Here is a 26,979-nt window from a genome sequence, read left to right on the forward strand (position 1 = left end):
AGACGGCAGCTCGCAGTTCCAGAGACAGCGGCCTCCAGGGGCGACAACAGCTCCAGCACAGTTATCCATCTACGGAAAGGCGTGCCTTCTGATGGCGCATGTGGACCGGCAGGCATGGGACGTGGTCGTGGTCGGGGCGGGCGGCGCCGGGCTGCGCGCCGCCATCGAAGCCCGCGAGGCGGGGATGCGGACGGCCGTGATCTGCAAGTCCCTGTTCGGCAAGGCCCATACGGTGATGGCCGAGGGCGGTATCGCGGCCAGCATGGGCAATGTCAACGAGCGCGACAACTGGCAGGTGCACTTCCGGGACACCATGCGCGGCGGGAAGTTCCTGAACCAGTGGCGGATGGCCGAGTTGCACGCCCGTGAAGCCCCCGACCGCGTCTGGGAGCTGGAGACCTGGGGCGCGCTCTTCGACCGCACCCCGGACGGCCGGATCTCGCAGCGGAACTTCGGCGGCCACGAATACCCGCGTCTCGCACACGTCGGCGACCGTACCGGCCTGGAGCTGATCCGCACTCTCCAGCAGAAGATCGTCTCCCTCCAGCAGGAGGACGAGAGGGAATTCGGCGCGTACGACGCCCGGTTGAAGGTGTTCCAGGAGTGCACGGTCACCCGCGTCCTCAAGACGGACGGCCGGGTCTCCGGCGCCTTCTGCTACGAGCGCGAATCCGGCCGCTTCTTCGTGCTGGAGACCCCGGCGGTGGTGCTGGCCACCGGAGGCATCGGCAAGTCCTTCAAGGTGACATCGAACTCCTGGGAGTACACGGGCGACGGTCACGCGCTGGCGCTGCTGGCCGGCGCGCAGCTGATCAACATGGAGTTCGTGCAGTTCCACCCCACCGGCATGGTCTGGCCGCCGTCGGTGAAGGGCATCCTCGTCACCGAGTCCGTACGGGGCGACGGCGGGGTGCTGCGCAACAGCGACGGCAGGCGCTTCATGTTCGACTACATCCCGGACGTCTTCAAGGACAAGTACGCGCAGTCCGAAGAGGAGGGCGACCGCTGGTACGACGACCCGGAACACAACCGCCGTCCGCCCGAGCTGCTCCCCCGTGACGAGGTCGCCCGCGCCATCAACGCCGAGGTGAAGGCGGGCCGCGGCTCCCCGCACGGCGGCGTCTTCCTGGATGTCTCGACCCGGCTCCCCGCCGAGGTCATCAAACGCAAACTGCCCTCCATGCACCACCAGTTCAAGGAGCTGGCGGACGTGGACATCACCGCCGAGCCCATGGAGGTCGGCCCGACCTGTCACTACGTGATGGGCGGGGTGGATGTGGACCCGGACACCGCGGCGGCGACCGGCGTCCCCGGGCTGTTCGCGGCCGGTGAGGTCGCCGGCGGCATGCACGGCTCCAACCGCCTGGGCGGCAACTCCCTCTCCGACCTGCTGGTCTTCGGCCGCCGGGCGGGACTGTACGCGGCCGAGTACGCGGCGTCGGTCACCGACCGGCCGACCGCCGACCCGCTGCAGATCGACGCCGCCGAGGCGGAGGCGCTGCGCCCCTTCAGCGCCGAAGGAGGGGACCAGGAGACGACCCACGACGCCGGTCCGGCGGAGAACCCGTACACCCTGCACCAGGAACTCCAGCAGTCGATGAACGACCTGGTCGGCATCATCCGCAGGGAGGGAGAGATGCGGGAGGCCCTGGAGCGGCTGGCCGGGCTGCGGGCGCGGGCGCGGCGAGCCGGCGTCGAGGGGCACCGGCAGTACAACCCGGGCTGGCATCTCTCCCTGGACCTGCGCAACATGCTGCTGGTCAGCGAGTGTGTGGCGCGCGCCGCGCTGGAGCGCGAGGAGAGCCGGGGCGGGCACACCCGCGATGATCAACCGGCGATGGACCGGCACTGGCGCAAGATCAATCTGATCTGCGAGCTCGCCGATCCCCAGGGCGAACGGACGGCCGCGGACCCGTCGCTGGGCCAGATCCGGCTCTCCCGGCGCGAGACCCCGCCGATCCGCCCCGATCTGCTGGGGCTTTTCGAGAAGGACGAGCTGGTGAAGTATCTGACGGACGAGGAGCTGAGCCGGTGAGCGGGCAGCAGACGGAGCAGACGAAGCAGGCACGGCCGGCCGGGCAGCCGGGGTCCTCCGGCGGGTACCCGGCGCACTTCAGGGTGTGGCGTGGTGACGCGGACGGCGGCGGTCTGGAGGACTTCACGGTCGAGGTGAACGAGGGCGAGGTGGTCCTCGACATCATCCACCGGCTGCAGGCGACCCAGGCGCCCGATCTCGCGGTCCGCTGGAACTGCAAGGCGGGCAAGTGCGGTTCGTGCAGTGCGGAGATCAACGGGCAGCCGCGGCTGCTGTGTATGACGCGGATGTCGGTGTTCGACCGTACGGAGACGATCACGGTCACGCCGATGCGGGCCTTCCCCGTCGTCCGCGATCTGGTCACCGACGTGTCGTTCAACTACACCAAGGCGCGTGAGGTCCCGTCGTTCGTCCCGCCCGCGGAGCTGGCGCCCGGCGAGTACCGCATGCAGCAGGAGGATGTGAACCGCTCGCAGGAGTTCCGTAAGTGCATCGAGTGCTTCCTGTGCCAGGACACGTGCCATGTGGTGCGTGACCACGAGGAGAACAAGGCCGCGTTCGCCGGGCCGCGCTTCCTGATCCGGATCGCCGAACTCGATATGCACCCGCTGGACGCGGCACCGCAGTCCGGTCTGGACCGCCAGACCACCGCGCAGGACGAGCACGGTCTGGGCTACTGCAACATCACCAAGTGCTGTACGGAGGTCTGCCCCGAGAACATCAAGATCACCGACAATGCGCTGATCCCGCTCAAGGAGCGGGTGGCGGACCGTAAGTACGACCCGCTGGTGTGGCTCGGGAACAAGATCCGGCGACGGACCGAATGAGGCCGGGTAGCACCCGGGTTCGCATGGAAACAGGTCCTGTCCAGCGATATATCACGTTCTCCACGACGTTCCCTCAGTTGGCCGGGAACAACCTCACGGCATCTCCCCGCGGGCGCGGTATACAAACGGAATGAACTTTCCGGGAATCAGCCGGCGCCGGGTGCTCGCGGGGTTCGGCAGCGTCCCCCTGGCGGCGGGTGCCCCCATCGCGCTCCAGGAGCCGTACGAGAGACCGGGCAGACCATCGGGCGAGCGGCGCACCACCGTGCTCCGGGGTGCGGAGCTCGTGCTCACCATGGACCCGAAGGTCGGCGCGGGGGAGCTGGGCACGCTGGAGGGCGGCGTCGATGTCCTGATGCGGGACGGCGCCATCGCCGCCGTGGGACGCGGGCTGACGGTGCCGCCCGGCGCCCGTGTGGTGGACGTCGCCGGCAAGCTCGTCCTCCCGGGGTTCGTCGATCTGCACAACCACCTGTGGCAGTGCAGCATCCGCGGCGGCTGCGCGACGCAGGACGTCTACGGCTGGCTGACCGGCTGCAACCGCCCCACCCTGCCCGAGATCGACCCCCAGGACATGTACCGCTTCGTCCATCTCGCCGCGCTCGACGTCCTCCAGACAGGCGTCACCACCGTCGTCGACTGGGTGCACCCGATCCCGTACGACACCACCGAGCGCTACGTCCGCGCGCTGGACGACGCGGGGCTGCGGTTCGTCTACGCGATGGCGCAGAACGCCGCCGACCGCGACCTCGTCCTCCGGGCCGAGAAGGAGCTCCTGGATCCGCTGCCGATGGCCTCGCTCCAGGTGGCGGTGCATGCCGAGATGTCCACCGTCGACGAACTGCGGCTGCTCCACGAGACCGCCCGCGAGCTCGGCGTGATGCTCAACTCACACGTCCTGGAAAGCCGCGACGACTGCGAGCAGGAGCAGATCCGCGCGCTGCGCACCGTCGGCGCGTTCGGTCCGGAGCTGCTGATGGACCATGCGGTGCACCTCACCGACGACGAGATCGCGCTGACCGGGGAGCACGGCGTACGGGTGGCGCACTGTCCGCTCAGCAATATGCGGCTGGCCTCCGGCATCGCACCGCTGCCCGCGCTGCACCGGCACGGGGTACGGACCGGGCTGGGCCATGACGGCGGCACGAACGACACGTCGGACATGTTCGCCCTGATGAAGGCGGCCGTCGGGCTGCAACGGGCACGGCACGAGGACGCCACGGTGTATCCGACCATCCCGGCCGTCCTGCGGATGGCGACGCTGACCGCTGCGGAGTGCCTCGGCATGGCGGACCGGATCGGCTCGCTGACACCGGGCAAGCGCGCCGATGTCATCGTGCTCGATCCCGGCACCCTCAACTTCGCGCCACGCTTCGACTGGACCAGTCAGATCGTGCTCAACGGCCAGCCGGCCAACGTGAGTTACGTCTTCGTCGACGGGCGGCTTCGGAAGGCGCGCGGGGAGCTGGTGCATGTGGACACCGCGCGGGTGGTGCGCGAGGCGGAGCGGGCGGCGGCGCATCTGCGCGCTGCCGCCTGACCGGGACCCTTGGGAGCGCGGACCGGACCCTCAGGGGATTCCCGGCCGAACCCTTAGGGGTTGGTCGAACAGATCCCCTAAGGGGCGCATGGGCCCCTTGCAGGCCACAAACGTGGCGGGGACGGGGTGTATTCCCGCGGTGGGGCCTGCGGTGGGCATTACGTCGCGGTGGGGCGTGGGCCAGGATCCCTCAGCAGGGCGTCGGCCCAGTTCCCGCAGCGGGGCGCGGGCATCCGCAGACGAGCGCCGCCTCAGAACATGCTCAGCAGTGCTTCCGTCGGGTCCGCCGGGTCCGACTCGTCGTCCGGCAAGGCGAGTTCAAACCAGACGGTCTTGCCGCGCGGGGTGCGGCGGCTGCCCCAGCCCGCGCTGAGCAGGCCGACCAGCTGCAGGCCCCGGCCGCCCTCGTCGGTGTCCCGGGCGCGGCGGCGGCGCGGCTGGGCGAGGTCGGCGTCCCAGACCTCGCAGACCAGGGTGCGGTCCAGTAGCAGCCGCAGCCGGATGTCGCCGTGGCCGTGCCGTAGCGCATTGGTGACCAGCTCGCTGACCAGCAGTTCCGTGGTGTCGACCAGCGCCTCCAGGCCCCAGTCCGTGAGCTGCTCGCGGGCCAGCTCGCGGGCCTGGGAGACCGAGCGGGGCTCGGACACCAGGTTCCAGTCGCCCACCGCGTCCTTGGGCAGCCCGTGCACCCGGGCCATCAGCAGTGCGATGTCGTCCTCGCCGTGCGAGGTGTCCAGGGCGCTGAGGACATGGTCGCAGGCGTCCTCCAGCGGGCGATCGGCGTCCGAGAGCGCCAGCCGGAACGCCTGCAGCCCCTCGTCCAGCGGATGGTCGCGGGACTCCACCAGGCCGTCGGTGTAGAGGGCGAGCAGCGCGCCGTCCGGCAGGTCGACCTCGATCTCCTCGAAGGGTTCGCCGCCGACGCCCAGCGGCATGCCCGGCGGTACGTCGAGCAGCAGGGCGTCCTCGCCCTCCTCGACCAGCACCGGCGGCAGATGCCCGGCGTTGGCGAACGTACAGCGCCGGGTGACCGGGTCGTAGACGGCGTAGACGCAGGTGGCGAGGTAGACCTCGGAGAGGTCGGCGGTGGCGGCCGGGCGGTCCGCGCCGGCGGTGGCGGCGGTGGCGGCGGTGGCGCCGGTGGCGCCGGTGGCGCCGGTGGCGCCGGGGCGGCTGCGCGGGCCGGGGGCCGGCCGGCCGCCGCCGGTGCCGCCGAGCCCGCGTGCGATCTCGTCCAGCGCCGAGAGCACCTCGGCGGGCTCCAGGTCCAGGAGGGCCAACGTCCTGACGGCGGTGCGGAGTTCGCCCATCGCGACGGCGGCTCGCAGGCCGCGGCCCATGACGTCGCCGACGACCAGTGCGGTGCGGTGGCCGGGGAGTTCGATGACGTCGAACCAGTCGCCGCCGACCTCGGTGGCGGTGGTGCCCGGCAGATAGCGGCAGGCGATGTCGAGTCCGGCCGCCTCCGGGTCGCCGGGCGGCAGCAGGCTGCGCTGCAGGATCAGGGCGCGTTCGTGTTCGCGGCGGTAGAGGCGGGCGTTGTCGATGCAGACCGCGGCGCGCGCGGCCAGCTCGACCGCCAGCGCCGTATCGCGTTCGCCGAAGGGCTCGCTGCCCTTCGTGCGCGAGAACTGCACCAGGCCGACGACGCTGTCGCGCGCGACCATCGGGACGGCGAGGGTGGAGTGGACCACGGCGCCGAGCTCCGGTCCGTCGTCGCTCTCCCGGCCCGGGATGATCTGCGCCTGGGCGGTGCGGAGGGCGCCCGCGCAGGGGGAGTTGAAGGGGTAGCGGTGGACGGCGCCGACGGCGACCGGGCCCGGCCCGTCGTCGGGGACGCAGCAGGCGGCGGTGGCGAGCGGGGCGTCGGAGACGGCGCTGGCGAAGGCGACCCGGCGCAGCTCGGCGCTGCCGTCGGTCATGCCGGTCGGGGCTTCGTCACCGGACAGCAGCCCCTGGTAGAGGTCCACCGAGGCCAGGTCGCAGAACTGCGGGACGGCGACGTCCAGAAGGGTGCGGGCGGTGGTCTCCAGGTCGAGCGAATTGCCTATCCGGGCGCCGGCTTCGTTGAGCAGCGCGAGGTTGCGGCGGGCGTTGGCGGCCTCGCGTTCCGCCCGGCGCCGGCCGGTGACGTCCGAGGCGAGCGCGGCGACGCCGATGGGGCGGCCGCTGGCGCCGTGCAGCCGGTAGAGCGACACCGACCAGCGGCGGCGGTCGTCCTCCGCGCCGGGCAGCACCCCGACCACCTGCATCTCGGTGACCGGCTCCCCGGTCTCCAGCACCCGGCGCAGCGCCGCGGTCATCCGCTCGGCCTCGGGGCGCGGCAGGAAGTCGTGCGGGGTGCCGCCACGGTACTTGGCGGCCGGGCCGCCGAAGACGGTGGCGAACCGTTCGTTGACCCGCAGCAGCTTCAGGTCCGTGCCGAACAGGGTGAATCCCATGGGGGATTGACCGAAAACGGCCTGCGAGGCCGCCAGATCGGTTTCGATGCCGCGCAGCGCCCGGACGTCGACGACGAGACAGACCGCGCCGCGTTCGCCGTCCTCCGTCTCGGACGGCATCACATAGATCTCGGCGAGCCCGTCGGCGGCGCCGCCCGCTTCCCTGCGGTAGGGCACCAGGCCGGTCCACTCCCGGCCGTCGAGGATCTCGGACACCTTGCGGCGTCCGGTCTCGCGGAGCTCACGGGGGACGAACGCCTCGATGGGGTCCTTGCCGATGGCGTAACGGGCGGGAATGCCGAGCATCTCCGTTGCCCGCTCGCTCCATTGGTCGATCCGGCCGTCGGGGCCGAGCGAGAAGGAGGCGACGCGGATGTAGTCGTAGATCGATCCGGGACGGCTGCTCTGCCAGACGGGGAGTCCGTGCGGCCCCTGCGCGGGCCCTCGGTCGCCGGGGCCGTCCGCACCGCCCTGCCCCTCGGACTGCGCGGGTCCCGCCCCGCCAGATGACAACTCGCTCACGAGCCCCGTCCCCTCCAGCTCATCGTGCCCGGACCGGACCTGCCTGAGTATCCAGCACCTCGGCTATCCGGAACACGGTCTTCACGATCACAGCACAGTCTCGATCGCAGTCCATCCACAGAACGTCGATGAAATGGCAACGATCAGGCCTCCACCTGTCTCCTAACCACCCGCCGACAGCTCGAACCACACAGTCTTGCCACACTTGCCCCGCTGGGTCCCCCAGCGCCGCGCACTGCACGCCACCAGCTGCAATCCGCGGCCCCCCTCGTCATCGGGGGCGGCGTCGCGCTCCCGCGGCGGATCGGGCAGCGGGTCGGACACCTCGATGAGCAGCCCGCCGGCGCCGAGCTGCACCATCCGGAGGCCGATGGGGCCGCTGGCGTACCGCAGGGAGTTGGTGACGAGTTCGCTGACGAGCAGCACCGCCATATCGGCGGTTCCGTCGAGTCCCCAGTCGGCCAGTGCCTCGCGCACCCGGGAGCGGGCGGTGCGTACCGCGCCGGGATCGGCCGGAAAGCTCCATTCGGCTATCGGTGAGCCGGTGATCCGGCCGCGCCGGCGGACCGACTCGGGGACCCCTGCCGCTGCGCTGTCGCTCACGCCGATCACATCCCAGCCCGAGGGGTCCCCCTCGCATCACCGCTTCGAAAGGGGCTAATCAGGACATACCCGATATCGGGCTCCGAGTATCGCCCTCAAGCGTGCACTGTGGCACAAATGGAGTATCGTCGCGCTCCGCGCGGTTCAGGGCGGCGCGGGTCAGGGCCGTGCGCCCTCCGCACCCGCCGACTCCGCCAGCCGGCGCATCACGAGGGCCACCGCCGGGCGGTCCTGGTCGAGCCAGTCGACCTCCTGCTCCTCCTCGGGCAGCAGCCAGCGCAGCTCGTCGTGATCCTGCAGCGGCCGCGGCGCGCCGGACAGCAGCCGCGCCGTCCACACACGCAGCACATAGCCGGGCCGCAGCTCCCACTCCCCAGGAACCGGCGTCAGGTCGCCCGCCTCGACGCCCAGCTCCTCGCGCAGCTCGCGCACCAGCGCCCGCTCGGGCGTCTCCCCGTCCTCCACCTTGCCGCCGGGCAGCTCCCAGCGGCCGGCCAGGGCCGGCGGCGCGCTGCGCCGCGCGGCCAGCAGCCGGCCCCGGTCGAGCACTGCTCCACCCACCACTACGCGCATGGTCGTCATGCGCGGCAGCCTACGTCCCCCGCTCGTCTCCCGCTTCCCGCTCCGGGCCGCTCGGTCCGCTGCCCGGCGGCGCTACCCGCCGCCCGGCAGCGTTCACCTCGCCGCCCGAGAGCGCTCAACCCGCCGCCCGACCGGCCTTCTCGACCACGTAAAGCTGCTGGTGACTATGGGAATCCAGCCGGTCGGCCACCCGTTCCGCCTCCGCCCGGGTGGCATAACGGCCGACGCGATAGCGGTTGCCGCCTTCGTCCTGGCGGATGACAAGCCAGGGCAGGACGGCTCCGTTGTCGGTCATCGCACCCCTCCTTCCGCCGCGCGGCGCGCGGGCACGCGCCCTTCCTGTGCTGATGCCGAAATCGCAATCCGCATATGCCCGAGCGTACGCCCGACCTTCACTCACCGGATATGGATTTACACAAAGAGGTACCGAACCGGCCACTCGCGAAGCCCGAAATACCGGGAGTGGTCCGCGAGTGGCCGGTTTTGAGCGGATTCCGATCCGCGGGGTCAGGTGCCGACGGTCGCCTTGTCACCGCCCGGGCGGCTCTCCGCCGCCGGCTCCTCCGCCCCGGCGGCCTCAGCGGCCTCGATCTCCGCCTCGACCCTGACCAGCGACGGGTTACGCCAGGAGCTGCGCACGCCCCAGTAGTAGAAGGTCAGGGCGATCACCGCGACCAGGAGGAGGTCCCAGCCCTCGGGCACATAGCCCTTGCCGCCGAACTCCGTGCCGCCCATGTACGAAACCGCGGCCATGACCAGCAGATACGCCACCATCCAGGCACCCGCCCGGAGATGCGGGGCCAGCTCGCGCCACGGCTTGTGGCCCCGGCTGAGCGGCTTGCCGATCTCGTACCAGGCCCAGACCGGCAGCCCGATGGCCATGATCAAGATGACCTTGCCGGTCAGCGGCCACCTGCCCCAGTACAGGACCAGCGAGCCGAAGATCATCGCGATCGGCGCGATGACCGGCATGGCGCGCAGCCGTACCGGCCGCTTCATGTGCGGCGACAGCCGCCGCAGGCCCATCACGGCGACCGGCCCGGTGACATACGAGATGACCGTCGCGACCGAGACGACCTCGGCCAGCGACCCCCAGCCGCGGAAGACCGCCAGGAACATGAAGGCGACGACGAGGTTGAGCACCAGGGCCGGGCGCGGAATGCCGGTCTTGGGGTCCACCTTGCCGAAGACGCCCGGCAGATGGCCGTTCTCCTGGACACCCTGGATCATGCGAGAGGTGGTGGCGGCGTAGATCATGCCCGTACCGGACGGCGAGACGAACGCGTCCGCGTACAGCAGCAGCGCCAGCCAGTTCAGCCCCCAGGCCAGGCCGAGCTCGGCGAGCGGCGAGTGGTAGGCGAGCCCGCCCCAGCCGTTGGCGCCCAGATCCGCCGCGGGGACCGCGAACAGGAAGGCGACCTGCAGCGCGAGGTAGATGACCAGCGCGATGACGATCGAGAGGGCCACGGCCTTGGGCAGCGAGCGGCCCGGGTTGCGGGCCTCGCCGGCGAGGTTGAGCGGCGACTGGAAGCCGTTGTACGCCCAGACGATGCCGGAGAGCGCCACACAGCTGAAGACCGCGCTCCAGCCGTTGGGCGCGAAGCCGCCGGCCCGTTCGATGTTGCCGGTGTCGAAGTGCGCGAGGATCAGGGCACCCGCCGTGAGGATCGGCACCACGACCTTGAACACGGTGATCGCGGTGTTGGTCTTCGCGAACAGCGACACCGCGAACCAGTTCATGAAGAAGTAGAAGACCAGCAGCACACTGGCCACCGCGACGCCGGAGCCGGTCAGCTCCTTGCCGTCGAAGAGCGCCTTGGCCCACCCGAAGTCCCAGGAACTCATGTACTGGACCGAGGCGGTGGCCTCACCGGGGATCACGGAGACGATGGCGATCCAGTTGGCCCACGCCGCCAGGTAGCCGGCGAGCGAGCCGTGCGAGTACTGGCCGTAGCGGACCATGCCGCCGGCCTTCGGGAACATCGAACCGAGCTCGGTGTAGGTGAGCGCGATGGTGAGCGCGACCAGCGCGCCGATGACCCAGGCGAGGATCGCGGCCGGCCCGGCGATGGCGGCGGCCCGCTCGGCCCCGAAGAGCCAGCCGGACCCGATGATCGACCCGAGACCCGTGGCGGTCAGGGCGATGGTCCCGAGGGACCGCCGGTAATTCGAATGCGAACCCTGCTCCGCACCCTGGGTTTTCGTCGTGCTCACGTGCTGGTCTCCTGGTCTTCCCCCGTGCCGTGCACAAACTTCGCCATCCTAAGAGCGAATTCGAAGATCGCTTTCCCACCGGTGGCCAAAACTCCCGCCCAGCTGAGGGTCTGTGAGGTTTCCAACACCAAGATCCACCGGTCATTTGCTAAGAAAAGGGAGCAAATAAGACAGGGGAATGGGGGACGCAACGGGAGATAAGGGAGCCGTACGGAGTGCGTACGGCCCCGTACGCGGCGGTGCGTCTGGCGTGATGGGGAGTTACCGGGGAGTTGAGGGCCTCCGGCCGATGGGCCCGGAGGCCGCCGCTACTTCACCGGCAGGTGGTACGACAGCCGGTGGCGGTCGGCGAGCGTGACGACATCGGCGGTCTCGACGGGCTGTCCGCCCGCGAAATACGTCCGGGAGATGACCAGGACCGCATGCCCCGGCACCCCGCCCAGCTTCATGGCCTCCTCGGCCAGGCCGGGGCGCGCCCCGACCTCCTCCACGACGTTGTCCACCACGACGTCGATGGCCGCCATCCGCTCGACCACTCCGCGCCCGGCCAGCGGCCCCTCCTCCGGCAGCATCACCGGCGTCCGGCCGGTCACCGCCAGCGGCTCCCAGGACGTGGAGAGCATCGACGGCTCCCCCTCGGCCCGGAAGAGATAGCAGGTCCGCATCACCCGGGCCCCCGGCGGGATCCGCAACCGGGCCGCGATCACCGAACTGGCCGTCTCCTGCCCGCTGCTGGACTCCCAGGTGCCCTTCACCCGCTCGTCCGCCTGCTCCTGCCGGAACGGGGTGGAGGCGACGACGGCCGAGCGGTAGCCGGCGCGGGCGATACGGCGCGGGGCCGGCTGCGCGCGTACGTAGGTGCCGGATCCCGAGCGGCCCTCGACCAGCCCCTCGGCCATCAGGACCTTGCGGGCCTCCAGCGCGACGGTGTCCGAGACGCCGTACTGCTCGCGGATGCGGGCCTGGGAGGGAAGGCGGGTGTGCGGCTGGAGCACCCCGTCGACGATCTTCTGGCGCAGGTCGCCGGCGACGCGGAGGTACGCGGGCTGCTCACCGAAAGGCACGTGCCCCTCCCAACAGCTTGACAGTCAGCAACAGCGTGACAACCGCGCGTTGCCGCCCGCAACCTTCGGCCAGCGATTCACCCGACGTTACGAATCCCAGCTCAACCGATATACAGATCACGGCGGAAGCGGGCGAAAACGGCCCCGCACACCCGGGGGACCGCGTTCCGGCCCGCCGCGTGTGCCCCCCTGCGCTCCTCGCACGCCCTTATGCGCCCCTCGTGATCCCCACTTTCCCGAACACCGGGTGCACGGCAGGGGGACATGCCAAGATCGCCATATGCCCGAAGCATCCAGTACACCGGCGGCCGAGACCCCGCTCTCCCCCATGCCCGAGGACTGGCAGCGCGCGCTCGCCGTTGTCGCCCACCCCGACGACCTCGAATACGGCGCCGCGGCGGCGATCGCCGAATGGACCGCCGCGGGGCGGGAGATCACCTATCTCCTGGTCACCCGCGGCGAGGCCGGCATCGACGGGCTCGCCCCCGCCGAGTGCGCCGCGATCCGCGAGGCCGAGCAGATGGCCGGCGCGGCTCTGGTCGGCGTGCACACCGTCGAGTTCCTCGATCACCGCGACGGTGTCATCGAGGCCGGTCCGGCGCTGCGCCGCGATCTCTCCGCGGCGATCCGCCGGCACCGGCCCGAGCTGCTGATCACCCTCAACCACCACGACACCTGGGACTGGAACGGCGTCCACTGGAACAGCCCCGACCACCGGGCGGTCGGCCGCGCAGTCCTGGACGCGGCGGGCGACGCGGGCAACCGCTGGATCTTCCCCGAGCTCACCGAGGAGCGGGGCCTGGAGCCCTGGGGCGGCGTCCGCTGGGTGGCCGTGGCCGGCTCGCCCCACCCCACGCACGCCAGGGAGGTCGGCCCGGGAATCGAACGCGCCGTCGCCTCACTCGCCGCGCACGAGGCGTACATCAAGGGCCTGGGCGCCGACGGACAGGACCCGCTCACCTACGCCCGCAACTTCATCGAGCCCATGCTGCACGCCGGCGGCGAACGCTATCGGGGGCGGCCGGCCGCGGTGTTCCAGCTGTTTCCGCGGTAGGGGTGCGGGGCCCGGCGACGATCCGCCGGGCGCGCCCGGGCAGTGTCCTGCCGCGCGCCTCGGGGCAAGCGCCCTGCCGCATGCCTCGGGAACCCCTACGGGATCCGTTCGATTCCGTAGGGGACGGCCCTCCCCCCTCCGTCGGGGACGGCCCTCGCCACGAACCCGCCCACCAGCCCCGCGATCTCCGCCGGCCGTTCCAGCACCATCGCATGGGTTCCGTCCACCCCGGCGACGGTCACATGCGGCTGTGTCCGGGCCAGTTCACCGAGATCCCGGCGGAGCCCCTCCGCGTACGCCGCCATCAGTTCGTCGAACCACCCCGGCATCCCGGGGACCGGCGGATTGGGGCGCAGCGCCCGCGCTATCAGCAGGGGGCGGGAGATACGGCGGTAGAGCGCGAAGAGGTCGAGGTCCGCCATGGCCTCCTGCACCTCCTGGGCGTGCTGCCGCTGGGGCCGGAGGAAGAGCTGTCCGTCCGCCGTCTCCCCCAGTGACCGTCGCACCCCGGCCTCCATCAGCTCCTTCGGGACGCCCAACTGCTGTGCCATGGCCACCTGGTAGGCCAGCACGCCGTCCAACGCCTCGGGGACGAAGGGGCGGCCGCCCGCCCGGCGCGCGCACTCCCGGGCTTCCGCGAGACGTCGCCCGACGTGGGTACGGTCCAGGCCCAGGTACTGTTCGGGCCGTCCCATCCCGTGGCCGTCCAGATTCACCGCCGCGGGCGTGCGTCCGTTGTGCTCCAGGCACAGCGCGGCGATCATCCCGCCGAGCGAGTGCCCGGCCACGACGGCGTCCGGAGCTCCCAGACGTTCCAGTACCGCGGTGACGTCTCCGAGTACGGTGTCGAAGGTCCATGGCCCGTCACCGGATCGTCCGTGCCCGCGCAGGTCCATCGCGAACACCCGGTGCCGCTCGGTCAGGAGGGGGGCGACCTGGTCCCAGTCCAGCAGGGTCCGCCCCGCGCCGTGCAGGAGCAGCACCGCGGGGCCGTCGCCGCCGTAGTCCCGTACGGCCAGCTCCACTCCGTCGCCCGCCGCGCACACCAGGTCCATGCCCACGTCCTCTGTCGTGCCGTCATGTGTCATGCCGCCACGCTAGGGCCGCGAAAGCGCCTCAAGATCATCCGCAGAGAGGATGAATCGGCTCCGTTTTCCGGGCCATAATGAATCGACCCCTCCAGCTTCTGCCGCGTCGGCGGCATGCGTTGGTGCGTCATGCCGGGCCCACCGCGCCCCCTTTATGCGAAGCCGACATTCCACTTAATGAAGCCTGGATTCCGCTTATTGGCGTGGCTCCTTCCGTGGTCGACGGTCGCGTCACGAAAGCCGACCGACGCCCCCCGAGAATCCGGAATGTTAAATTCTTAACGAGCTGGATTTTCTTTACGATCTTGTATCGGATATTCCTCGACAAGTGTTGCGGGTCTATGGCACCCTTCAAGAGAGCCGAGGTCTCGGGGGACACCTGAACGGCAACCGGGGGGACACAATCTCTTCTGCATGCCCGCGCGCCTGAGCAGCGCGGGTATCACACGTATGGGCAGCATAATTTCTGCGCATGTCACGCGTCAGGCTGCCCACAATCAACGGGGATCAGATTTCAGTGATAGCGGAAGAAGTCTATGATTTGGTATTGGATGACTTGTTCATCCGGGCCGATCATCTAGCGCCAGGAAGTTCCGTCTTCCTTAAACTTGAGGGCCTCAATCCGGCAGGCTCGGTCAAACTCAAGACCGCGATCGCGCTGGTGGACCAGGCCGAGGAATCGGGCCGCGAATTCCCACGCACCCGGCTGATCGAATCGACTTCGGGAAACCTCGGGGTGGCCCTCGCCATGGTCTGCGCGGCGAAGGGATATCACCTCACCTGCGTGACGGACCCCAATGCCAACGCCCAGTCGGTGCGCCTGATGAGAACGCTGGGGGCCGAGGTCGTGGTGATCGACCGGCGGGACGGCAACGGCGGCTTCCTGCAATCCCGTATCGACTACATCGGTGAGCGCCTGCGGCGCGAGCCCGACACCTACTGGCTGAACCAGTACGCGAACCCGGCCGGCCCCCGGGCGCACCGGGAACGCACCGGCCGCTCCATCTTCGAGGAGATCGGCCATGTCGACCATGTCTTCATCGGGGCCGGCACCACCGGGACGCTGATGGGCTGTGCGGAGTTCTTCCGGCAGCACAGCCCGGACACCCGGATCATCGCGGTGGATTCGGTCGGCTCGGTGACGTTCGGCGGCCCCGCGCGGCGGCGCCACATCCCCGGTCTGGGCACCAGCCGACGGCCGGAAATCCTGGACGAGAGACTCGTCGACGAGGTCGTTCTGGTCCCGGAACCGGACACCGTGAAGATGTGCAGAATGCTCGCCGAAGAGCGCGGTCTGCTGCTCGGCGGATCCTCCGGAACGGTTCTTGCCGCGGTGAGCGAAAAGGCCAAGGAAATTCCCGAGGGAAGCGTCATCGTGGCCCTCTCACCGGACTTCGGTGAACGCTATCTGGAAACCGTCTACAACGACGACTGGGTGGCCGAGCGCTGGCCCGAAATCACCGACGACGAAATATCGGCAATTTCTCGGGTCCGGGCCGGGGCCTGAGGAGAGGAAAGAGAACATGTTCGACTTCGATGTGGTGCCGGGCGAGACCGTTCGCGAGGTACTCAGCGGCAAACGTGCCGAGGTCCTCGGTATCGTCTCCGATGCCTATCACAGCCATGAGGCAGGGGAATCCGTCAATCCGGACAGCTACTTCCTGCGTTTCCCCGAGAAACCCGACTCCCGGATCATCGCACTGCCCGCCTATCTCGGCGCCGATGTGCAGCTCGCCGGCATCAAGTGGATCGCCAGTTTCCCCAAGAACACCCAGGCCGGAAAGCCCCGTGCCTCGGCGGTGCTGATCCTCAACGACTACGAGACCGGCTATCCGGTCGCCTGCCTGGAAGCAGCCAACATCAGCGCGGCCCGCACCGCCGCCTCCGCCGCCGTCGCGGCGACCGCGCTGCGTCCGGGCGGCTTCGCCGGGACCCGTATCGCGATCGTGGGCGGCGGCGTGATCGCCCGCAACATCTGCGACTACCTCCACGCGGCCGGCGTCGCACCGGACGCGTATCTCGTGCACGACCTCCACCAGGAGTCGGGCGAGGCGCTGGTGGAGCATCTGCGCACCATGCAGCGGCGTCCCGCTTCGTTCACCGACGACCTGGACACCGCGCGGGAGGCCGAGACCGTGGTCTTCGCCACGACCGCGCTGGAGCCGTACGTCACCGCGCCGTTCAAACCCGGCCAGGTCGTGCTGAACGTCTCGCTGCGGGATCTGGCCCCCGAGGTGGTGCTGGCGGCGCAGAACATCCTCGACGACGTCGACCACTGCCTGAAGGCCAGCACCTCGCCCCACCTGGCCGAACAGCTCACCGGCTCACGGGACTTCGTGACCGGCACGCTCGCCGGGGTCCTCAACGGCGAGGTGCCGGTGACCGCCGACCGGCCGGTGATCTTCTCGCCGTTCGGTCTCGGCGTCCTCGACCTGGCCGTCGGGGCCTATGTGCTGGCGCAGGCGCGCGAGGCGGGCTCGGCCATCGCGATCCCCCACTTCTTCGGGGAGACGCGACGGTGGTGACCACACAGTTCACGGCGGCGGCCCCGCCCACCGCACCGTACGACGGGCAGCACGCCGGCCGGCACACCACCCTCGCGATCGTGGGTGCCGGCTCGCGCGGTCTGGGCCTCATCGAGCGCCTGGTCAGCCACTGTCTGGCGGACCCGTTCCCGGTCACCGTCCATCTGGTGGACCCCAGGCCGCTGGGCCCCGGATTCCACCTCGACGGCCAGCCCGACTACCTGCTGCTGAACACCGTCTGCGCCCAGGTCACCGCCTTCGCGGACGAGGACATGGTCGACGGACCCACCCGTGTGGACGGACCGTCCCTCTACGAGTGGTGCCGGGCACGGGAGTTGCGGCTGTCGGCGGACGGCTACACCGTGCGCGAGGCGCGGGCGGACGGTGCGACGGACGGCCGGGAGATCCGGCCCGACGACTTCCTGCCGCGCCGACTGCTGAGCGAGTATCTGCTCTGGGCCGCGCAGCGCGTCGTCGCAGCGGCACCCCCCTGTTTCGCCCTCGTACCGCACGCCACGACCGCCCGTGAGGTACGGCCCTCCCCCAGCGGCGGGGAGACCGTCCTCCTCGACGACGGCGGCCGGATCGACGCCGACGCGGTCTTCGTCACCGTCGGGCACCACTCCCTGTATCTGCCGACCGAACCGCCGCCCGAACCACGGCTGGTCACCCGGCCGTATCCGCTGCCCGCGGCCCTGGACGGGATCGCGCCCGGTGACCGCGTCGCGGTCCTGGGCATGGGGCTGACCGCCATGGACGTCGTCGCGTCCCTGACCCTGGGCCGCGGCGGCCGCCACGAGACGACCGGCGAGGGCGCGGCACGCTATGTGCCCAGCGGCGACGAACCGCTGATCGTGCTGGCCAACCGCTCCGGCCTGCCGTCCCGCAGCCGCCCCTGCCTCCCCCCGGGACGGGTCCGCTTCGCGCCCCTCGCCCTGGCGCCCGACCGGATCCGGGAGCTGCGCGAGCGGCGGCCCGACGGACGGATCGCCTTCGCCGAGGACGTGCTGCCGCTCGTCGAGGCCGAGATGGAACTGGCCTACTACCGGGCCCTGTTGGGCAGCCCAAGCGGCGATGTGCGGGGCGTGGGCGCCGATTTCGCCCGCCGTGCGGCCGAGTCCGGCTGCGAACGGCTGCTGGCCGAGCTGCGCGCGGAGCACGGGCCGTTCCCCCTGCGGGGGATCCTCACCGAGCAGCTCACCGACCGGCAATGGCGCGAACAGGCCGACTACACCGAGTGGTTCACCGCCCAGGTCGCCGACGATCTCGCCGAGGCCAGGGCGGGGCTGGGCGTGAGCCCGGTCAAGGAAGCCCTGGAGGTGCTGCGCGACCACCGCGACGCCCTCCGGTCGGTGATCGACGCCCCGGGCGTCGACGATCCGTCCCTGGAGCACTTCTTCGGCACGTTCACCACCGCGGTCAACCGTCTGGTGATCGGCCCGCAGCTGGACCGGTCGGCGGAACTGCTGGCGCTGCTGGACGCCGGGGTGCTCCGGCTCGGCCCCGGTCCCCGGCCCAAGGTCATCGCGCCCTCCGGGCGGGGACCGTGGCGCCTGGAGTCCACCTGCCTGGCCCGGCCGGAGAGCGTCGAGGCCGATCATGTCGTCCTCGCCCATCTCGCCGAGCCCGCCGCCGACCAGCTGCCCGGCTCCCTGCTCGGCCGGCTCGTCGCCGCGGGCCGCGTCACCACGATGAGGAGCCACGGCACCCGGGCCCCCGGCCTGTACGTCACCCGGGAGGGCCGGGGCATCGGCGCCGACGGGGAGGTCCAGCCCCGGCTGTTCTTCCTCGGGCCGCACACCGAAGGCTCCAGCTACTACAACCACTACGTTCCGTCCCCCGGCGCGCCCTCCCGCGCACTCAAGGACGCCGAACTCGCCCTCCGTACCGCACTGCCCGCCCTGACCGCGAGGACATCATGAGCAACAACCGCGACACCTACACCCCGTGGACCCGGGACTACCGCCCCGAGACACGTGCCGCCCAAGGCGATGGCTGGCGCTGCCCCACCACCGGAGCCGTCCCGCCCCCGATCGGGCTGGGCGCCACCTTCGCCCGGGACGACCAGTACCGCACCCCCGCCGGCCACGCCTATCTGCGTGACCAGGGCACGCCCGGCTATGAGCAGGTCGAGGACGTGGTCGCGGGCCTGGAGGGCGGCTCCGAGGCGCTGGTGTTCTCGTCCGGCATGGCCGCCGCCACCGCCGTCTTCCAGGTCCTGCCCGCCGGTTCCCGGGTGGTGGTCCCGCAGACCATGTACTTCGGGCTGACGAAGTGGCTGCTGGAGTTCGGGACGCAGCGCGGCCTGGAAGTCGTCCGCGTCCCCATGGACGACCTGGACGCGGTGGCCACAGCGGTGGAGGCGGCACCGACCGCCCTGCTGTGGGCGGAGTCCCCGGCGAACCCCACCTGGCTGGTGACCGACCTGGCGGCGTGCGCCGGGATCGCACACCGCGCGGGCGCCCTGTTCGGTGTGGACAACACCGTCCCCACCCCGGTGCACACCCGGCCCTTCGAGCTGGGCGCCGACCTGATCATGCACTCCGGTACGAAGTACCTCAACGGCCATACGGATGTCGTGGCCGGCTTCCTGGTCGCCGCGCCCGAGCCCACCGAGGACCGCCAGGCCCTCTGGGAGCGGCTGCGGCTGCACCGCCGGCTGACCGGCCCGATCCTCGGCCCTTGGGAGACCTATCTGCTGATGCGCGGCATCCGTACGCTCTATCCGCGGATGCGGCAGATATCGGCCACGGCCATGGCGCTGGCCGAGCACTTCGACGGACACCCGCTGGTCAACCGGGTCGCCTACCCCGGCCTGCCCGGCGACCCGGGCCACGAGGTCGCCGCACGCCAGATGACCGGCGGCTTCAGCGGGATGCTGTCGCTGCACGTCGCCGGGGAGTGGCAGCGGTCCCTGCGCGCGGCCGAGCACTGTGAACTGTTCATCCGCGCAACGTCCTTGGGCGGGGTGGAAAGCCTGATCGAACACCGCTACACCTTTGAGGGACCGGGCAGCACCTCTCCGAAGGACATGCTGCGCCTGTCCATCGGCCTGGAGAGCCCGACCGATCTCGTGGCCGATCTGGAGCAGGCATTGGAACGCGCCGCTAAGGACGAACTTTGAGCTCTGACACCAGCAACGCCGGCAGCACCGGTGCGGCCGGCAACACGCACGACGCCGGCTCCACCGGCACCACCGCCACGGCGTCACCCCCGGCCGGCTCCGGGGGGCCGCCGGAGCGGTCCGGCCAACACGACGGCCGTCCCGGGCTGTTGCGCGATATGTCGTTGTCCGCGGTCCTCGCCGGATTCGTGGCCGTGGTCGTCTCGTACTCCGGGCCGCTGGTCATCGTCCTCGCCGCGGCCTCGGCCGGGCATCTGGACACGGCACAGACCGGCTCATGGGTCTGGGCCATCTCCATAGGCAGCGGCCTGACCTGCATCGGGCTCAGCCTGCGCACCAAGATGCCGGTCATCACCGCATGGTCGACACCGGGCGCGGCCCTCCTGGTCACCAGCCTGGGCGCCTACTCCTACGCGGAGGCCATCGGGGCGTTCCTCGTCACCGGTGTCGTGATCACCCTGGTCGGGCTGACCGGGGTGTTCGGCTGGCTGATGCGGCAGGTGCCGACGGCCGTGGTCGCGGCGATGCTCGCGGGCATCCTGTTCTCCTTCGGCACGGGCGTGTTCACCTCGCTGAAGACCGCGCCCTGGATCGCCGGTACGGTCCTGGCCGCCTATCTGCTCGGCAAGCGGTTCCTGCCCCGTTACGCGGTGCTGATCGCGCTGGCGGTGGGGGTGGTGTGCAGTGCGGCCACCTCGCGTCTGGACATCCGGCTGGACCATATCGAGCTGGCCCGCCCACTACTGACGTCGCCTCAGTTCTCGGTGGCCTCGCTCATCGGCATCGCGGTGCCGATGATCCTGGCGACCCTGGCCTCGCAGAACGCCCCCGGCATGGCCGTACTCACCGCGTCCGGCTACCAGCCCAAGGACCGGCTGCTGATCGGCTCGACGGGCCTGGTGTCCACCGCCCTCGCGCCCTTCGGGTCGCACGCCATCAACCTCGCGGCGATCACCGCGGCGATCTGCACCGGCCCCGAATCGCACCGCGACCCCAAGCGCCGCTATGTCGCCGGTGTCGCGTGCGGGGCGTTCTACCTCCTGATCGGCGCCTTCGGCACCACCCTCGTGGTCTTCTTCGCGGGCCTGCCGAAGGAACTGGTCGCCGCCATCGCCGGTGTCGCCCTGTTCGGCGCGCTGGCCGGCGGACTGACCGGAGCGGTCACGGAGGAGAAGGACCGGGAGGCCGCCCTGATCACGTTCCTGGCCACCGCGTCCGGCATGACCCTGTTCGGCATCGGATCGGCCTTCTGGGGCCTGGTGTTCGGTGTCGCCGCCCATCTCGTACTGACCCGCTGGCGGGCACGCTCCGCCACCGGCTGATCCCGCGCGCCGGGCACGTACGGCCGCCCCGCGCCTGCCGGGGCGGCCGTACTCACCCCTGCGCCCTGTCACGATCGGACGTCACCCTTGAGCAAGCCTCTTGTCCTCATCGCCGACCGCCTCTCCCACGCCACCGTCGACGCCCTCGGCCCGGAGTGCGAGATCCGCCACTGCGACGGCACGGACCGCGACCGGCTGCTGTCCGAAGTCGCCGACGCCGACGCCCTGTTGGTGCGCAGCGCGACCACGGCCGACGCCGAGGTCATCGCCGCCGCCCCGCGTCTGAAGGTCATCGGCCGGGCCGGCGTCGGCCTCGACAACATCGATGTCGCCGCCGCCACCGAAGCCGGCGTCCTGGTGGTCAACACCCCCACCGCCAATGTCGTCAGCGCCGCCGAGATGACCTGCGCCCTCCTGCTCAGCACGGCACGCAACGTCCCCCAGGCCAACGCCTCCCTGCGGGACGGCCGGTGGCAGCGCGCCGCGTTCACCGGCACGGAGCTGTCCGGCAAGGTCCTGGGCGTGGTGGGCCTGGGCCGTATCGGGCTGCTGGTGGCCCGGCGCATGGCCGCGTTCGGGATGGCGGTGCTCGCCCACGACCCCTATGCGGCCCCGGAGCGTGCCGCGGCGCACGGCATCGAGATGGTCTCCCTGGACGCTCTCCTCAGCCGCGCCGACTTCCTCACCGTGCATCTGCCCAAGACCCCGGAGACCCTCGGCCTGATCGGCCCCGACGAGCTGCGGAAGGTCAAACCGTCGGTCCATGTCGTCAATGTCGCCCGCGGCGGCATCGTGGACGAGACGGCGCTGTACGAGGCCCTTGTGGAGGGGCGGGTGGCCGGTGCCGCGCTCGACGTCTTCGCCGAGGAGCCCTGCACCGATTCACCGCTGTTCGCCCTCGACCACGTCGTCGCCACCCCGCACCTCGGCGCCGGCACCCACGAGGCCCAGGAGAAGGCGGGCCTGTTCGTGGCCCGCTCGCTCCTCCTCGCTCTGGCGGGCGAGCCGGTACCGGACGCGGTCAACACACCGAAGCGGGCGGTGCCGGTGAGCGCGTAGGGCGTAAGGCGTAGGGCGTAGGGAGTAGGGCGTAGGGCGTAGGGCGTAGGGCGTAGGGCGTACCAGAGTGCACGCCCGCCGTGGACGGGGGACGCCGCCCGCAAGCGCCTCGTCGTGCGTGCGCTGCCCCGGGCCGGCCGGGGCGGCGCGCCTCACGCCGCGAAGAGCTCCGCCCACCGTGTGATACCGCCCGCGTGGACCCGCGTGCCGCACTCGGCCGCCAGGGCGGTGACGATGCCGAGCCCGCGGCCGTGTTCGCCCGTGCAGGGCTCGACGACCGGCCGCCCGTCCGCCGCCGCAGGCCCCGCGTCGGTGACCTCGACGCGCAGGGCGTTGCGCCCGTCGACGACCCGTGACAGCCGCAGCACCGCCGGCGGCAGGGCGTGGACGACCGCGTTGGTGGTCAGCTCCGAGATCACGAGGAGCACGTCCTCGGCGAGGTCCGGGGCCAGGTTCCAGTCGGCCAGGACCGTACGCACCCGCCGGCGTACGGCCGAGACGGCCTCGGGAATGTGCGGCAGCGGACAGACATGTTCGGCCACCTCCCGAACCACGGTGTCGAGCTGTGCCGTCATGCCGCCTCCTCTGAGGCCCCCTGCCCGGCTGGCACCGGGCTTGGGGAGGACGGTATGGGGGATGGTGGGGGCGGTCAATGAACATCGGTCGGCATTACCGAACGCCTGCCCCGCGGAGGGGCCATCCGCTCGGCAGATGCCGACCACGGGACTACGATTTCCTCATGGCCGGCCCGGTCCAGTCGATCGAACGGGCGGCGGCAATCCTGCGACTGCTCGCCAGCGGGCCCCGTCGGCTCGGACTGGGTGAGGTGGCCGCGTCGCTCGGACTGGCGAAGGGCACCACCCACGGCATCCTGCGCACCCTGCAGCACGTCGACTTCGTCGAGCAGGACGCGGCGACCGGAAAATACCAGCTCGGGGCCGCGCTGCTGCACTTGGGCACCAGCTACCTCGACGTGAACGAGCTGCGATCCCGCTCCATCAACTGGGCCGACGCCCTGGCCGCCCGCAGCGGGGAGGCGGTCCGCCTGGGCGCGCCCCTGGAGGGCAAGGTGCTCATCGTCCACCACGTCTTCCGCCCCGACGACACCCTCCAGACCCTGGACGTGGGCGCGCTGCTGCCCCTGCACGCCTCCTCGCTCGGCAAGGTGCTGCTGGCCTTCGGCAGCGTGCCCCTGGAGCCGGCCGTGGAGGCGGGGCTGGAGGCGTACACCCGGCAGACCCTGGTCGCCCCGGAACGCCTCACCCAGGCGCTCACCGAGGTCCGGGAGCTCGGGTGGGCTGCCGAAGTACAAGAGATGATCACGGGCGAGGCCGGCATCGCCGCGCCGATCCGGGGCCACGGTGGCCTTGTGGTGGGCGCTATCGGCGTCTCCGGCACGGTCGAGCGGATCTGCGACTCCAAAGGTGTCCCGCAGCCGGCCCTGGTGACCCAGGTCCGCCACGCCGCCCGGGCGATCTCCAGAGATCTGGGGGCGGCCCGCTGGTGAGCCCCGCCGCCCTCGTGCACCGCGAACGGAAGGCTGATCATGGTTGAGCGGTATGTGATGTCCATCGACCAGGGCACCACCTCCACCCGATGCATCCTGTTCGACCACCAGGGGCGGCTGGTGTCGGTCGCCCAGCGGGAGCATCAGCAGTACTTCCCTCGGCCCGGCTGGGTTGAGCACGACGCCGTCGAGATCTGGCACACCCTGCAGCGTGTGGTTCCGCAGGCGCTCTCCGACGCCGATGCCGGCCCCGATGAGGTCGCCGCCGTCGGGATCGCCAACCAGCGCGAGACGACCGTGCTGTGGGACCGGCGTACGGGCACCCCGCTGGGTAGGGCGATCGTCTGGCAGGACACCCGTACGGCTCCGCTGGTCGAGGGCCTCAGACGCCGGCCCGGGGACGAGTTCTTCCTCCGGCGCTGTTGCCTGCCCCCTTCCACGTACTTCTCCGCCCCCCGGATCCGCTGGCTGTTCGACCACGTCGACGGGCTGCGGCAGCGCGCCGAGGACGGCGAGGTGCTGTTCGGCACGATGGAGAGCTGGCTGATCTGGAACCTCACCGGCGGGCGAGCCGGCGGCATGCACATCACCGACGTCACCAACGCCAGCCGCACCATGCTGATGAACATCGGCACCCTCGACTGGGACGAGGAGCTGCTGGAGTTCTTCGGGGTCCCCCGCCCGATGCTCCCGGAGATCCACTCCTCGGCCGAGACCTACGGAACCGCCCGTTCCGTCCTCCCGGGCGTCCGTATCACCGCGGCACTCGGTGACCAGCAGGCGGCGCTGTTCGGACAGACCTGCTTCGCCCCCGGCGAGGCGAAGTGCACCTACGGAACCGGCAGCTTCCTGCTGCTCAACACCGGCACCGACCTCGTACGGTCCCGGCACGGACTGCTCACCACCGTCGCCTACAAGATCGAGGACCAGCCCGCGGTCTACGCACTCGAAGGCCCGATCGCCGTCACCGGCGCGCTGGTCCAGTGGTTCCGCGACCGGCTGGGCCTGATCAGCACCGCCCCCGAGATCGAGACCCTCGCGCGCACCGTCGAGGACAACGGCGGCTGCTACATCGTCCCGGCGTTCTCCGGCCTGTACGCGCCGCACTGGCGCAGCGACGCCCGCGGTGTCATCGTCGGCCTCACCTCGTACATCACCAAGGGGCACCTGGCCCGAGCCGTGCTGGAGGCCACCGGCTGGCAGACCCGGGAGGTGGTCGACGCCATGAACGCCGACTCCTCGCTTGCTCTGAAGGTGCTCAAGGTGGACGGCGGCATGACGTCCGACAACCTGCTCATGCAGTTCCTGGCCGACGTGCTCGACGTGCCCGTGGTGCGCCCCATGGCCGTCGAGACGGTCTCCCTGGGCGCCGCCTACGCCGCTGGGCTCGCCGCCGGCTACTGGCCCGACCTGGAGGTCCTGCGCCGCAACTGGCACCGGGCCGCCCAGTGGCTGCCGGACATGGACCCCCAGCGGCGGCAGTCGGAGTACGAGAACTGGAAGCGGGCGGTCGAGCGCTCGCTCGGCTGGATCGCGTCGCCGAACCCGCCCTGACGGCTCGTCTCCCCGGCTCGGGGCGCGATCGCAGCGCCGAGCCGGCGACGGTGCGGATCACCACGGACGACGACAGATGACAAGGCGTCAGGAAACCCGGAACGGATCCGCGACGGGTGACGGATCCTGCAACGGGTATGACGACGGGGTCGGACCCGAAGCGGGCCGACCCCGTTTGACCTGCGTTTTTACAGATCGGCGGGTCGATGCGACGGCGGCCGCTACACGTTGAAGCGGAACTCGCAGACGTCCCCGTCCTGCATCACATAGTCCTTGCCCTCCATCCGCGCCCTGCCCGCCGCGCGGGCCTCGGCGACCGAGCCCGTTTCGACCAGGTCGGCGAAGGAGATGACCTCGGCCTTGATGAAGCCCTTCTGGAAGTCGGTGTGGATGACACCGGCGGCCTCGGGGGCGGTGGCGCCCTTCTTGATGGTCCAGGCGCGGGTTTCCTTGGGGCCGGCGGTCAGATACGTCTGCAGGCCGAGGGTGTTGAAGCCGACGTGGGCGAGGGTGGCCAGGCCGGGCTCGTCCTGGCCGACGGACTGCAGGAGCTCCAGGGCCTCGTCCTCGTCGAGCTCGGCGAGGTCCGCCTCCAGCTTGGCGTTGAGGAAGATCGCCTCGGCGGGGGCGATCAGGGCGCGCTGCTCGTCCTTGAAGTCCTCGTCGGTCAGCTCGTCCTCGTCGACGTTGAAGACGTAGAGGAAGGGCTTGACGGTGAGCAGGTGCAGGTCGTGGAGGAGGTCCTCCTGGGCCTCGTCCTGCCGGATGCCGGCCGCGAACAGGGTCTGGCCGGATTCCAGGATCTCCTTCGCCTCCTCGACCGCCTTCACCTTCGGTACGACGTCCTTCTTGATCCGCGACTCCTTCTGCAGCCGCGGCAGGACCTTCTCGATCGTCTGGAGGTCGGCGAGGATCAGCTCGGTGTTGATGGTCTCGATGTCGTCCTTGGGCGAGATCTTGCCGTCGACATGGACCACGTTGTCGTCCTTGAAGGCGCGGATGACCTGGCAGATCGCGTCGGACTCGCGGATGTTCGCGAGGAACTTGTTGCCCAGGCCCTCGCCCTCGGAGGCGCCGCGGACGATGCCCGCGATGTCCACGAAGTCGACGGTCGCCGGGAGGATCTTCTGCGAGTCGAAGATCCCGGCGAGGGTGGCCAGCCGCGGGTCCGGGACGCCGACCACGCCGACGTTCGGCTCGATGGTGGCGAACGGATAGTTGGCCGCCAGCACGTCGTTCTTGGTCAGGGCATTGAACAGGGTCGACTTGCCGACATTCGGCAGACCGACGATTCCGATCGTGAGCGACACGGTGGCGACTTCCCGGAGCGTGAGGGTGGACGGCGGAGGGTGGCTCCCTCCGGTTGGTCCTGTCTGCGGGTGAGCAGAGGGAGCAGGAGAACCCGAGGGCCGATCCACCAGTCTACGGGGAGCGGTGAAAGACCCGGCCCCGGGCGGCTGCCGGGGCCGGGGGCCGGTCGGAGGCGGGTTCGGAGGGACGGTCGGAGCCGGGTTCGGAGGGACGGTCGGAGCCGCGTCCGGAGGGCCGGTCGGAGCCGCGTCCGGAGGGACGGTCGGGGGCCGGGGGATCCGCCATCTGCCCGCCCCCATCCGTACACCAGCCCGCTCTGACGCACGTCCACGCGAAGCCACGCGCAACACGCCACGCTTTCCCCCGAACGGCGCCACAAGGTCACCCAAAGCGCGTGTCCCGTGACCTATTAATCCCACTTAGCGGCCTACCGTTGCCGAGTGGAGCAACACGAAGCGCGCACGCCCCAGTACCGCCCGCTATCGAACGGTCTTCCGGCAGCGGGCAGGAACGCCCGGCTCCCGCGCCCCGCCGACACCGACTCCGATGGCGTCGAGCGGGCGTCCTGGCAGGGGCCGTACGCAGGCCTCGCCGGGGTCGAGATCAC

General features: G+C 70.7%; 20 protein-coding genes and 1 pseudogene. 12 read left to right on the top strand and 9 right to left on the bottom strand.

All coding sequences use genetic code 11. The features are described from left to right. The first annotated feature begins 91 nt into the window (after nt 1-91). From K9S39_RS16800 to K9S39_RS16810, 3 genes are all read left to right on the top strand, one after another. Nucleotides 92-2,035, top strand: coding sequence for a fumarate reductase/succinate dehydrogenase flavoprotein subunit (locus K9S39_RS16800; RefSeq protein WP_248864169.1), 1,944 nt, complete (start codon nt 92-94; stop codon nt 2,033-2,035). Beyond that, complete coding sequence (locus K9S39_RS16805; protein ID WP_283112337.1) at nt 2,032-2,862, top strand: succinate dehydrogenase/fumarate reductase iron-sulfur subunit; 831 nt, start codon at nt 2,032-2,034, stop codon at nt 2,860-2,862. Before K9S39_RS16800 ends, K9S39_RS16805 begins: the two co-directional genes overlap by 4 nt. Before the next feature lie 130 nt (nt 2,863-2,992). Next, a complete protein-coding gene (locus tag K9S39_RS16810; RefSeq protein WP_248864170.1) occupies nt 2,993-4,402 on the top strand; it encodes an amidohydrolase family protein in 1,410 nt (469 codons plus the stop codon). A 251-nt stretch (nt 4,403-4,653) separates the two neighbouring features. Here the strand turns inward: K9S39_RS16810 and K9S39_RS16815 are convergent, their stop codons facing one another. From K9S39_RS16815 to K9S39_RS16840, 6 genes are all read right to left on the bottom strand, one after another. Further along, the gene (locus K9S39_RS16815) at nt 4,654-7,365 is read right to left on the bottom strand and encodes a SpoIIE family protein phosphatase (protein ID WP_283112338.1); all 2,712 of its coding nucleotides are present in this window, start codon (nt 7,363-7,365) and stop codon (nt 4,654-4,656) included. A gap of 162 nt (nt 7,366-7,527) precedes the next feature. Beyond that, nucleotides 7,528-7,968: an ATP-binding protein gene (locus K9S39_RS16820; RefSeq protein ID WP_406707954.1), complete on the bottom strand. Its 441-nt coding sequence runs from the start codon at nt 7,966-7,968 to the stop codon at nt 7,528-7,530. A gap of 159 nt (nt 7,969-8,127) precedes the next feature. Continuing rightward, nucleotides 8,128-8,550 carry a (deoxy)nucleoside triphosphate pyrophosphohydrolase gene (locus tag K9S39_RS16825; RefSeq protein WP_248864171.1) on the bottom strand — a complete coding sequence of 141 codons (423 nt, stop codon included), beginning with the start codon at nt 8,548-8,550 and terminating at the stop codon, nt 8,128-8,130. A gap of 115 nt (nt 8,551-8,665) precedes the next feature. After that, nucleotides 8,666-8,845: an SPOR domain-containing protein gene (locus tag K9S39_RS16830; protein WP_248864173.1), complete on the bottom strand. Its 180-nt coding sequence runs from the start codon at nt 8,843-8,845 to the stop codon at nt 8,666-8,668. Between the two features lie 212 nt (nt 8,846-9,057). Beyond that, nucleotides 9,058-10,764, bottom strand: coding sequence for an APC family permease (locus K9S39_RS16835; protein ID WP_248864175.1), 1,707 nt, complete (start codon nt 10,762-10,764; stop codon nt 9,058-9,060). Between the two features lie 308 nt (nt 10,765-11,072). Beyond that, nucleotides 11,073-11,828 (bottom strand): GntR family transcriptional regulator, encoded by a 756-nt coding sequence (locus K9S39_RS16840; RefSeq protein ID WP_248864177.1) that lies wholly within the window; start codon nt 11,826-11,828, stop codon nt 11,073-11,075. A gap of 280 nt (nt 11,829-12,108) precedes the next feature. On the opposite strand from K9S39_RS16840, the gene K9S39_RS16845 reads away from it, so the two are divergent. Next, on the top strand, nt 12,109-12,882 hold the full coding sequence (locus K9S39_RS16845; RefSeq protein WP_248864178.1) for a PIG-L deacetylase family protein: 774 nt from the start codon (nt 12,109-12,111) through the stop codon (nt 12,880-12,882). Nucleotides 12,883-12,977: 95 nt separating this feature from the next. Here the strand turns inward: K9S39_RS16845 and K9S39_RS16850 are convergent, their stop codons facing one another. Then, nucleotides 12,978-13,970 (bottom strand): alpha/beta hydrolase, encoded by a 993-nt coding sequence (locus tag K9S39_RS16850; protein ID WP_248864179.1) that lies wholly within the window; start codon nt 13,968-13,970, stop codon nt 12,978-12,980. A gap of 472 nt (nt 13,971-14,442) precedes the next feature. Here K9S39_RS16850 and sbnA point away from each other — a divergent pair, with 472 nt between their 5' ends. From sbnA to K9S39_RS16880, 6 genes and pseudogenes are all read left to right on the top strand, one after another. Continuing rightward, nucleotides 14,443-15,477 carry a 2,3-diaminopropionate biosynthesis protein SbnA gene (sbnA, locus tag K9S39_RS16855; protein ID WP_248864180.1) on the top strand — a complete coding sequence of 345 codons (1,035 nt, stop codon included), beginning with the start codon at nt 14,443-14,445 and terminating at the stop codon, nt 15,475-15,477. A 16-nt stretch (nt 15,478-15,493) separates the two neighbouring features. Further along, complete coding sequence (gene sbnB / locus K9S39_RS16860; protein ID WP_248864181.1) at nt 15,494-16,495, top strand: 2,3-diaminopropionate biosynthesis protein SbnB; 1,002 nt, start codon at nt 15,494-15,496, stop codon at nt 16,493-16,495. Continuing rightward, the gene (locus K9S39_RS16865) at nt 16,492-18,417 is read left to right on the top strand and encodes an FAD/NAD(P)-binding protein (RefSeq protein WP_248864182.1); all 1,926 of its coding nucleotides are present in this window, start codon (nt 16,492-16,494) and stop codon (nt 18,415-18,417) included. Before sbnB ends, K9S39_RS16865 begins: the two co-directional genes overlap by 4 nt. Beyond that, nucleotides 18,414-19,619, top strand: a complete 1,206-nt coding sequence (locus K9S39_RS16870) for a trans-sulfuration enzyme family protein (RefSeq protein ID WP_248864183.1) — start codon at nt 18,414-18,416, stop codon at nt 19,617-19,619. The genes K9S39_RS16865 and K9S39_RS16870 overlap by 4 nt, the downstream gene beginning before the upstream one ends. Further along, a complete protein-coding gene (locus K9S39_RS16875; RefSeq protein ID WP_406707955.1) occupies nt 19,616-20,941 on the top strand; it encodes a benzoate/H(+) symporter BenE family transporter in 1,326 nt (441 codons plus the stop codon). The genes K9S39_RS16870 and K9S39_RS16875 overlap by 4 nt, the downstream gene beginning before the upstream one ends. A gap of 87 nt (nt 20,942-21,028) precedes the next feature. Continuing rightward, nucleotides 21,029-21,967: pseudogene (locus K9S39_RS16880) on the top strand (hydroxyacid dehydrogenase); the annotation flags it as partial. A 185-nt stretch (nt 21,968-22,152) separates the two neighbouring features. Here the strand turns inward: K9S39_RS16880 and K9S39_RS16885 are convergent. Continuing rightward, nucleotides 22,153-22,575, bottom strand: coding sequence for an ATP-binding protein (locus tag K9S39_RS16885; RefSeq protein ID WP_248864184.1), 423 nt, complete (start codon nt 22,573-22,575; stop codon nt 22,153-22,155). A gap of 164 nt (nt 22,576-22,739) precedes the next feature. Between K9S39_RS16885 and K9S39_RS16890 the strand changes: the two genes are divergently transcribed. Further along, nucleotides 22,740-23,507, top strand: coding sequence for an IclR family transcriptional regulator (locus tag K9S39_RS16890; protein WP_248864186.1), 768 nt, complete (start codon nt 22,740-22,742; stop codon nt 23,505-23,507). Nucleotides 23,508-23,546: 39 nt separating this feature from the next. Next, nucleotides 23,547-25,061: a glycerol kinase GlpK gene (gene glpK, locus K9S39_RS16895; RefSeq protein ID WP_248864187.1), complete on the top strand. Its 1,515-nt coding sequence runs from the start codon at nt 23,547-23,549 to the stop codon at nt 25,059-25,061. A 221-nt stretch (nt 25,062-25,282) separates the two neighbouring features. Here glpK and ychF read toward each other — a convergent pair whose 3' ends face one another. After that, nucleotides 25,283-26,371 (bottom strand): redox-regulated ATPase YchF, encoded by a 1,089-nt coding sequence (gene ychF, locus K9S39_RS16900; protein ID WP_248864188.1) that lies wholly within the window; start codon nt 26,369-26,371, stop codon nt 25,283-25,285. Nucleotides 26,372-26,979: the final 608 nt, after the last annotated feature.

Origin of the sequence: Streptomyces halobius, assembly GCF_023277745.1 — a bacterium.
In the GTDB taxonomy this organism is placed as follows: domain Bacteria; phylum Actinomycetota; class Actinomycetes; order Streptomycetales; family Streptomycetaceae; genus Streptomyces; species Streptomyces halobius.

Coding starts and splice junctions, on each gene's coding strand:
- K9S39_RS16800 (WP_248864169.1), top strand. CDS start 92: ATGGCGCATGTGGACCGGCAGGCATGGGACGTGGTCGTGGTCGGGGCG.
- K9S39_RS16810 (WP_248864170.1), top strand. CDS start 2,993: ATGAACTTTCCGGGAATCAGCCGGCGCCGGGTGCTCGCGGGGTTCGGC.
- K9S39_RS16825 (WP_248864171.1), bottom strand. CDS start 8,550: ATGACGACCATGCGCGTAGTGGTGGGTGGAGCAGTGCTCGACCGGGGC.
- K9S39_RS16830 (WP_248864173.1), bottom strand. CDS start 8,845: ATGACCGACAACGGAGCCGTCCTGCCCTGGCTTGTCATCCGCCAGGAC.
- K9S39_RS16845 (WP_248864178.1), top strand. CDS start 12,109: ATGCCCGAAGCATCCAGTACACCGGCGGCCGAGACCCCGCTCTCCCCC.
- K9S39_RS16850 (WP_248864179.1), bottom strand. CDS start 13,970: ATGACACATGACGGCACGACAGAGGACGTGGGCATGGACCTGGTGTGC.
- sbnA (WP_248864180.1), top strand. CDS start 14,443: ATGTCACGCGTCAGGCTGCCCACAATCAACGGGGATCAGATTTCAGTG.
- sbnB (WP_248864181.1), top strand. CDS start 15,494: ATGTTCGACTTCGATGTGGTGCCGGGCGAGACCGTTCGCGAGGTACTC.
- K9S39_RS16870 (WP_248864183.1), top strand. CDS start 18,414: ATGAGCAACAACCGCGACACCTACACCCCGTGGACCCGGGACTACCGC.
- K9S39_RS16885 (WP_248864184.1), bottom strand. CDS start 22,575: ATGACGGCACAGCTCGACACCGTGGTTCGGGAGGTGGCCGAACATGTC.
- K9S39_RS16890 (WP_248864186.1), top strand. CDS start 22,740: ATGGCCGGCCCGGTCCAGTCGATCGAACGGGCGGCGGCAATCCTGCGA.
- glpK (WP_248864187.1), top strand. CDS start 23,547: ATGGTTGAGCGGTATGTGATGTCCATCGACCAGGGCACCACCTCCACC.